Source organism: Bradyrhizobium sp. 17 (genome assembly GCF_023073515.1).
GTDB classification, from domain to species: Bacteria; Pseudomonadota; Alphaproteobacteria; order Rhizobiales; family Xanthobacteraceae; genus Bradyrhizobium; species Bradyrhizobium canariense_D.
Window position 1 is genome coordinate 1 of sequence record NZ_JADPJQ010000027.1, and the last position, 2,072, is coordinate 2,072.

A 2,072-nucleotide genomic window follows, 5' to 3' on the forward strand; every position below is an offset into this window, starting at 1 on the left:
CCGGTAAGCTCAATCAGATCATCTTTGCCGGCTATACCCACGATGCGGCTGAGGAGCTTGCTGCGCAACTTTTGAAGCTCGCACCCCGTAGTCTCGACTATGTCTTCTTCTCCGACAGCGGCTCTACCAGTGTCGAAGTCGCCTTGAAGATGGCGCTCGGGTATTGGCATAATATCGGTCAGCAGCGAAGACGCATTGTCGTAATGCAACACTCCTATCACGGCGATACGGTTGGGGCGATGTCCGTTGGTGCCAGAGGCGTGTTCAACGCGGCGTACGGGCCGCTGCTATTCGACGTTACCTCGATCCCGTTTCCTGCGAGAGGTCGTGAGCAGGCCACACTCGCTGCGCTCGAGTCGGCATGCCGAAACGAGATGCCAGCCGCCTTTCTTGTGGAGCCTCTGATATTGGGGGTGGGCGGGATGCTGATGTACCCAGCCTGGGTGCTAACAGCGATGAAGCGGATCTGCGAGGCGTCGGACGTCCTGTTCATTGCCGACGAGGTCATGACGGGCTGGGGCCGCACCGGATCGCTATTTGCTTGCGAGCAGGGCAATGTCACGCCCGATATCGCTTGCTATTCGAAAGGTCTCACGGGAGGGGCGCTCCCACTCGCGGTTACGCTCTGCCGTGCGGACATTTTCGACGCGCATTATTCGAAAGATCGTATGCGTACGTTCTATCATTCGAGTTCATATACGGCGAATCCCGTAGCCTGTGCCGCTGCAAAAGCGAACCTGGATCTTTGGTGGTATCAGGACTCCCGCGAGCGCGCCACTTCGCTCGCCGCCATGCAAGAGCGGGCAATTGAGCCATTCCGCGCCGACGCGCGCTTTGAAAACGTTCGTCGTTCCGGGACCATCACAGCGCTTGATTTGAAAACGAGCGATGGCGGCTATTTGGCGGACATCGGTCCGAAGCTTCAGGCTTTCTTTAACGACCGAAATCTGCTGCTGCGCCCGCTCGGCAATACCATCTACGTGATGCCGCACTATTGCGTCACCGCGGCAGATCTCGACGAAATCTACGCTGGCATCAGCGATGCAGCCGATGCGCTGGCTTGAAGGCGCGCTTTTCGAGTTCGGACTCGCGCTCCTCCTCCGTAGCGATTCTCATCATCTCAGAAAGAAGGCCGAAAGACGGTCTCCGGTACAAAGCACGCTTGCGTTAATGAAGTCCGTGACTTCCTGGGAATTGACCAATGAAGCTTGGGAGTGACGGACCATGTCGCTGGCGCAAGGCGGCTTAATGACTCGCAGTTCCTGACGTCAGTCCGCATCCGATTTTCGATCTTTGCCGTCGCGGTCGCTCCCAGGATGGTCACGAAGCAGGACCAGTGCTGACCGCAGGTCGCCAATAGTAGAGGCGTTGAAATCCACCGAAGAAGCCGGAGATCCAACAGCATTTGGGCGCGATCACGGGACTTATTGGATTGATCGATTGTCCGAAGTGCTCCAATGTAACGCTGAAACCACGCAAATGTGAAGCCGAGACAACACTCTCATGTGATCGAGACTGTTCGTTGCGTACAATGTCTGGGGAGCAAAGGCGCAAGATCTGGCAAAGTCAGCGTGCCCCAGCCAGAACATGGGAAACGCCGCCGGGAGATATGATGTTGGACCGTGACGGTGACTTGATCGTTCAACTTCTACTTTACCTTAGTCTAGTGCTTATTGTTGCGTCTCTGATGGGCTTAAGCGCGGTGGGGATTGCAACTTGGTCGAGCGAATGACCGTCAGCAAGTATCAGTTCGCGGGCGAGCTGCGGCAGTTGATCGAGAAGCACATCGGCCCGTCGAGCACGTTCGAAGACTACGTCCTCATAATCGGGGAGCTGGAAGGGGCGAAGAACAGGCTGGAGCTGGAGTCCGAGAAGTTCTCGGACGAGGAGGTTGACGCCTGCGAATTATAGCGAGCACTTCGCACTGCACAGATCTGGTAGGCGGAGGTGGTCACGCACAATATGTCGATTGAGCAATTTGCGCCAGCAGCTCATCCTTCGGCGTGAGATGCTGCGCATTCTGAGCTCGGTGGACTGACCGCGAGCAATCATGATCGGGTTGAAGTGGCGGC

General features: G+C 56.8%; 2 protein-coding genes. Both read left to right on the plus strand.

What is annotated here, in order from left to right:
- A partial coding sequence (locus tag IVB13_RS04600; RefSeq protein ID WP_247487943.1) for an adenosylmethionine--8-amino-7-oxononanoate transaminase occupies positions 1 to 1,064 on the plus strand: 1,064 nt, incomplete at its 5' end.
- A gap of 664 nt (positions 1,065 to 1,728) precedes the next feature.
- Positions 1,729 to 1,911, plus strand: a complete 183-nt coding sequence (locus IVB13_RS04605; protein ID WP_247487945.1) for a hypothetical protein — start codon at positions 1,729 to 1,731, stop codon at positions 1,909 to 1,911.
- The last annotated feature ends 161 nt before the right edge of the window (positions 1,912 to 2,072 follow it).